This window comes from Acinetobacter sp. YH01021, assembly GCF_013420255.1.
Taxonomy (GTDB): Bacteria; Pseudomonadota; Gammaproteobacteria; order Pseudomonadales; family Moraxellaceae; genus Acinetobacter.
The window spans coordinates 1-6,304 of the sequence record NZ_VOYO01000050.1 but is presented as its reverse complement, the minus strand read 5'-3'; the positions used below and the strand labels follow the sequence as shown (position 1 = coordinate 6,304).

Annotated in this window: 8 protein-coding genes and 1 pseudogene; 8 read left to right on the top strand and 1 reads right to left on the bottom strand. The window is 35.2% G+C overall.

Annotated elements, in window-relative coordinates; translation table 11 throughout:
* The 5 genes and pseudogenes from FTT86_RS15470 to FTT86_RS15450 all read left to right on the top strand — a co-directional run.
* Nucleotides 1–116: pseudogene (locus tag FTT86_RS15470) on the top strand (type II toxin-antitoxin system RelE/ParE family toxin); the annotation flags it as partial.
* 87 nt (nt 117–203) lie between these two features.
* On the top strand, nt 204–503 hold the full coding sequence (locus FTT86_RS15465; protein ID WP_000358348.1) for a hypothetical protein: 300 nt from the start codon (nt 204–206) through the stop codon (nt 501–503).
* 156 nt (nt 504–659) lie between these two features.
* On the top strand, nt 660–956 hold the full coding sequence (locus tag FTT86_RS15460; protein WP_111886105.1) for a BrnT family toxin: 297 nt from the start codon (nt 660–662) through the stop codon (nt 954–956).
* On the top strand, nt 946–1,161 hold the full coding sequence (locus FTT86_RS15455; protein ID WP_111886106.1) for a hypothetical protein: 216 nt from the start codon (nt 946–948) through the stop codon (nt 1,159–1,161). Before FTT86_RS15460 ends, FTT86_RS15455 begins: the two co-directional genes overlap by 11 nt.
* Before the next feature lie 132 nt (nt 1,162–1,293).
* Nucleotides 1,294–1,638 (top strand): hypothetical protein, encoded by a 345-nt coding sequence (locus tag FTT86_RS15450; RefSeq protein WP_111886107.1) that lies wholly within the window; start codon nt 1,294–1,296, stop codon nt 1,636–1,638.
* A gap of 51 nt (nt 1,639–1,689) precedes the next feature.
* Here the strand turns inward: FTT86_RS15450 and FTT86_RS15445 are convergent, their stop codons facing one another.
* Complete coding sequence (locus tag FTT86_RS15445; protein WP_227554860.1) at nt 1,690–2,064, bottom strand: hypothetical protein; 375 nt, start codon at nt 2,062–2,064, stop codon at nt 1,690–1,692.
* Between the two features lie 258 nt (nt 2,065–2,322).
* On the opposite strand from FTT86_RS15445, the gene mobQ reads away from it, so the two are divergent.
* From mobQ to FTT86_RS15430, 3 genes are all read left to right on the top strand, one after another.
* Nucleotides 2,323–4,077 (top strand): MobQ family relaxase, encoded by a 1,755-nt coding sequence (gene mobQ, locus FTT86_RS15440; RefSeq protein ID WP_373886151.1) that lies wholly within the window; start codon nt 2,323–2,325, stop codon nt 4,075–4,077.
* 688 nt (nt 4,078–4,765) lie between these two features.
* Nucleotides 4,766–5,710: a replication initiation protein gene (locus FTT86_RS15435; RefSeq protein WP_180181468.1), complete on the top strand. Its 945-nt coding sequence runs from the start codon at nt 4,766–4,768 to the stop codon at nt 5,708–5,710.
* The gene (locus FTT86_RS15430; protein ID WP_180181467.1) at nt 5,710–5,973 is read left to right on the top strand and encodes a hypothetical protein; all 264 of its coding nucleotides are present in this window, start codon (nt 5,710–5,712) and stop codon (nt 5,971–5,973) included. The genes FTT86_RS15435 and FTT86_RS15430 overlap by 1 nt, the downstream gene beginning before the upstream one ends.
* The last annotated feature ends 331 nt before the right edge of the window (nt 5,974–6,304 follow it).

Sequence of the window (6,304 nt, the reverse complement as noted above, 5' to 3'; positions counted from 1 at the left end):
GTGTCCGACTTGTTTACCAGGTCAAAGATGATCAGGTAGTTATTTTGCTAATTACCGTTGGAAAACGAGCTGATAGCATTGTTTATGATGAAGCAAAAAAGCGGATAAAAGACTAAAAATGGGAGCTGCATGCCCCCATTTTTGGCTTCGTATAACGTGTATTATGTTAATTTTAGGGAAACTTAATTCTATAGGTGATACCAATGGACAAAAAGATAGAAGAGAAAACTAAAGATATTAATGAAAAAATTCAAAAATTGGATTTAGCTATCCAAGAACTAATAGAAACTACAGACAATTTTTTTATTAATGATAAGTACTATGGAATTGAATGTGCTTTTATTTTAGACCATGCACTAAATATTAAAATGCACTTTTTCAACAAGTATCCAGCATTTGCACCACCTCACTTACGAGGAGTAGAAAATTATGATCGAATTATACATATTAGAGAAAATAATCCTGAAGATAAGCTAGAACAAATTTCTCCTCTTAAAGACTAAATTTTCTAATCGCGTACTTAGAAGCCCCTATTATTTAACATAATGGGCGTTATACGAAATTTAGATGTTAGAACCCATTTAAATTAATGAGTTATTGAATAAGTAAAACCCTCTAAGTAGACTTTTAGAAGTTGTAAATCTAGGAAAAGGCTAAACATGCCGTTGATTGAGTATTACGGTCTGCTATTTGAATGGCACGATAAAAAAATGGAAATAGTCTATCGAGGGCGTGAAATTACTTTTGAAGAAGTATGTAGCGTTTTTCTTGATCCAGAGCTGATGTCCTTTGACGATCTTGGTCATTATGACGAACAACGGCTGATATCAATCGGTCTAAGCAATCGTGGTAGACTACTAACAGTGGTTTGGGTCGAACGTGGTGATGTTGCAAGAATCATTACTGCTTTTGAGCCATCACACAATCAAAAGCGGAGGTATAACCATGCAAAATGAATTAGAACGCTATAAAAATTTTGACCCTACCAATGCGCCAGTAGTAAAACCAAATTTTGTGAAAAAATTACAAGAACGCCATGCCACGGCTCAAGCAAAGGCTTTTGATGCAGATGTTGTAACTTGGCTAAGCTCTCAAGATAATGAAACAAAACAGCATATTAACGATATGGTTCGTCATATCATGGCATTGAAACGTGTTTAATTAAAATTTAGCTCGATACTTTGAAATATGGCTTTAGCCATATTTCAAAGTCGGGCAACTTTGCGACTGTTTTTGTTTAATTAGTAATGAAAAATACCAAGCAAAGTACCGATTTCTAGTATGAGTTACTTTATGTTTAGGAAAATTATTTTAAGTTTGTGCTTAAGTTTACCTCATGTAACTTCAGCAGAAAATCTAGCATTAACTTCTAAAGAATTAATAGATTTAGAATTTAGAGAAAATTTAAATAAAAACTATTCGCTTGAGGAACTTACTTTAATACTTAATGAAAAATTGAAGGAAATATCAGTAATTTTTCCTGAAATACAGGGTGTTTTTGTAGATGAAAAAAATAGGGAAATTGTACTTGTTACTTTAAAAAGTGAGGGCGATTTTATAAAACTTCAACAAGCTAAAAGTATATTAAATGCTCCAGTAAGATTAATGGTACTTTCAGCTCCATTTCTAGAACATTAAAAAATGTCTATACAAAAATTAACATAAAATCTCTTATATGAAATTTAGAACTTATCCCTTAAAAAGATCATTAAAAAGCTCTTTATCTTTCTGTCTATTTTCTTCTGTCTTACTTTCCACACTTAAAAACTGCTCAAAATCAGCCCATTGATGTTTAAAAGATTCATCATTCTTAAATTTATTCAAAACCCAAGCGCCAAGCAAAATTTTCCGTCTAGTTTCATTTTTCCGTTCTTGGGCTTTTGCTTCGCTTAAAAGTTTTTGCTGTTTGAGTTTAAGCTCATTCTGTTTCTGTTTTGCCTGTTCTAAGATCTGCTCTTGTTCTTTTTTTAAATACTCAATTTGCTCTTGCAGGGATAATTTTTTCTGCTGTGCTTTGGTGAGTTTCTTTAAAACTGCATCTTTCTTTTCTTGAATATCTGACATAGTATTAAACCGTGATGATCAATAATCAAACATCATCATAGAGTCAAAAAACAAAGCGAGCAATATCAAACGTAGCGAAGCGAAGTTTTCCCGGAGTGAAACGAAGGGCGCACTTACCCACTTTTATCATTTCATTCAAAAGTGGACGTTGCGACAGGGGAAACCCCTGTACCCCATGACCTCGCTTTAGCATGGTCAGCAACTTTTTCAAAGTTGCAAAAATCAAAACCACGGTATGCAGAAATTTAGGTTTTTAAAGTGGCAATTTTTCATTTGAATGAAAGCAACATCTCACGAAGTGACGGACGTTCAGCCGTTGCTTGTGCTGCTTATCGTGCCTGTGAAAAATTAGAGGATCTGACTTTTGGAAAGACTCAGGACTACACTAAAAAAAAGGGACTTGAATACAAAAATATTTATGCACCAGAACATACCAATACAAAACTTTTAGACCGTCAAACACTTTGGAATACAGTAGAAAAAAAAGAATTCAATGCCAATGGCTCAATGAAAGCCAATGCGCGACTCGCCAAAGAATATATCTGTGCTTTACCACATGAATTAACAGACCAGGAACGGATTAAAATCGTTGATGACTTTTGCCGAGACTTTGTGAACAAGCACAATGTTATTGTCGATGCCTGCATCCATGCACCCCATGAACATAACGATGAAACCAATAATAAAAACTATCACGTACACATGATGTTCACGACCAGACTCGTCAATGAAAAAGGCGAATTAGGGAAAAAACAAAGAACCTTCAACGACCACGGTCCCGAGATCCTGAAGGACAGCCGAGCGACTTTTGCCAGTGTTGTAAATACAGTATTAGAAAATGCTGGGCTAGATGAACGCATCGACCACCGGAGTTACAAGGATCAAGGCTTAGACTTTCTTGAACCCACTCATCATGAAGGGCATGAAGCTACAGCACTTCGCAGACAATATGACGAGGAACAAAAAAGACCGCTTGAAGAACGTAACACTGAAATTGTGCTACCAAGAATTGCACTTGAAAATGATGCAATCAAAGCCAAAAATTTAGATGCTGCACGAGAATACCAACAGATCATCAAAGGCCTTGATCAAGAAATTATTGTTCCAAGTCGATTAGAAGATCAGATTACCCAGCTGGAGAACGAACTTCAGTTAACCGAAGCAGAAGAAAAAGAGCTTTTAGCAGAATTATTAAATCTCAATCTAGAAGAAGAACACCTGCAAGAACAACAGGTTAAACAGATCGACAACGCATATGATGACTTCATCCGGTGCCAGGATATTTATGCAGAATTTGCCAATCAGTTTTACACCATTCAAAGCAATGCTGCTGATAATCAAAAGCAGATTGAATCAAATCTCACCAAGACAAAACGATGGTTAGCAGAAAACAAAAGCGATTTTTACCTACATACCGATAATTTGTTTTATGACTCTTATCATCATACTTACAGAGATATAAAAAAACCTGATTTTTATGCGACTGAAAAATCAGTAGAACAGGCAAAAAATGAGAACTGGAGAGAATACGCAACCGAGGTCGAACAACTTGCTAAAGAATACGATATTGAGAATGTCGTCCAACGCTTAGGCCAATGCTCAGAGATACTGGAAAATAATGGGATTGAACGACCAACGATAAAACCCACGTTTTGGCAGAAGCTAAAACGAGAGTACGTTCATTCATTCGATACCCTACATGATTTTAATGATGACATGAGCCCCCTCCTTGAAGCAAAACGGGCAGATGATCTCAGAATTGAGCAAGAAAAAATTCAACAAGTGCGCCAAGCGGAAGTAGATCGCCAACGAAGAATTGAAAATGATCGTAGAGAAAGTGAATTTAGAGAGCAATTACGTAAAGAACGAGAGCAAAAAGAACAACGCTATGAACAAGAGAGACGAGAACGAGAACATTTGGCATTTTTAAAACGCCAAGAATTGGAAAAACAGCAGAAAAACGAGCCTAAAAAACCAGAAAATGAAAATAACAACGACTACCCACCTTGGTGAATGCTGTTTAAACGCAAAAAAACAGGGTTTTTAGCGATGTTTTGCTAAACCACAGTAGATTTATAGTTGGATTAAGAAAAAGCTCTTAAATCGCAAATGAGAGCATTTAGCGAGTGTCTACGAGCGACTCAAAGAAAGTTCGCTTATTCCCCCTCTGAAAAACCGCTTTTATGAATTACTGGAGATATGTCTTAGCGAGTGTCTACGAGCGAAGTATTAGAGCTTTTGCTTGTCAAAAAGCATGAGCATAGCGAATGCAATATCAATGGTTTTGTTTTTTGAATCCTAGATTGCATAGGAGAAAACTGCCCCTACGAAGCGAGTGAAACGAGCTTCAATAGAGTACGAGCTTTAGCGAGTACCAAGGGCAGTTTTAATAGGTAATTTTCGGTTTTTATCCCTTTTTATTCTTTTAAAAAGCTTTTAAAAGCTTTTAGACACCCTTCCAGACCACGTACAGCAAGGCTTTCAGACTTTAAAAAACTACTTTTGTCGGACATTAAACTACTTTTGCCGGACAAAATGCACTTAAAAAACTACTTTTGCCGGACTTAATAACTACTTTTGCCGGACATTAAACTACAAATATGAATTTGTAGTTTAATGTTAAAAAACTACAAAATTCGTAGTCAAAAAACAATCAAAATAATATAATAAACTACACTTACATATTTGTAGTTTCTTAGCTATGAAAGAAAATAAAAAGACCTATCCCCCAAATTGGGTTGTGATGCAGAATAATATTCAAGAATGTTTTAAAAGTATGAATATTGATGAAAAACGTATGTTGATTCTTGCTAGCCCAATTGCTAGAACAACTAATGCAACAGAAAAAGATCCTATTGTGATTACAGCTGAAGAGTTTGCTAAAGAGTGCGGTATCAAAACTCATTCAGCTTATACTCAATTAGAAACAGCAAGTAGAAATCTAATTAAACGCAATTTTTCATACAATAATGATAGAGGTAAACGAGTCCTGTCTAACTGGGTAATCGACTGCACTTACGAAGATGGTGGGATTGCAATTCGATTCCCTGAAATCGTTTTATTGATGCTAAAAGAATTTGATAAAATTAATCCCTATACAAAATACAAGAAAGATATCGTCCTGAAATTAAAAAGAGATTACTCATTTGACCTCTATCATCTAGCAAAAAAACATCAAGCAATTGGACACTTTGAAATGTCCTTAGAACATATAAAAAATGAACTTGGTTTGCCTAAATCATACGATAAGCTTTGTAACCTAAAAGATCGTGTGATAAAGCCATCATTAGATGAGATCACAAAGAATACAGATATTGATCTGGCTTATGAAAACATCAAAAAAGGACGTTCAGTCGTTGGCTTTAAGTTCACTGTAAAAGAGAAGCCAAAGCCTAAAGTTATCGAAGTAAAAAAAGCTAGAGATACAAATACGATAGATATGTTCTGTGATATGACTGATGCTCAAATCAATAAGTACAGTAATATTTTATCTAAACAGTCAGAGCTATCAGACCTCAGTAACTTCCCTGACTATCCCACTTTTGCACTTTGGATTGCTGGCATTTTGCGAGATCCTCAAAGCGTAAGAGAAGAAACAGCAACTAGAATTTTTAAAGCTCTACATAGCAAAACGGATTTCAAATAATGAAAACAAGAGCTGAGCTAGACGCAATGAGTAATGCAGAAATTGAAGCATACAAGCAAAGCTTACTTGCGCTATGGACGCCGAGGATGGCACTTGAGAATCAGATTGATAGACTAAGGGAAGAATACAAAGCACAACTGGAAGTTTTTATAAAACTGAAGAATCCGGATGCAGCTAAAAATTCACGTTTAAACGATTCAATATTATCTCTGAAATATAAAATCGAATCGCTTGAAGGTAAGCTGGATAAGCTTATACATTAAAATACTACCGACTATTAGCTGGCTTCTGGAGTCGATTCTTTAAGCCGTATGGCTGATCTGATTGTTCACCTGGGCTTATTAAAATCGTGGAACATTGGTTAAATAGTATGCGTGGAACGTGTTAAAAAGATAAAAAAGCCCAGAACGGTGTGCCTGGGCTTTTTGATGATGTATAAGCTATTGAATTAAAATAAATAATTTAGAGCATTTCGTATAAGGTGTATTATGTTAATTTTAGAAAATCTTAAGATTACTTTCGAATAATAGAAGTATACAATTCTCATGAATTTGGGGGATGTATGCAGAATAATAGTTTTAGACAAGATATTCA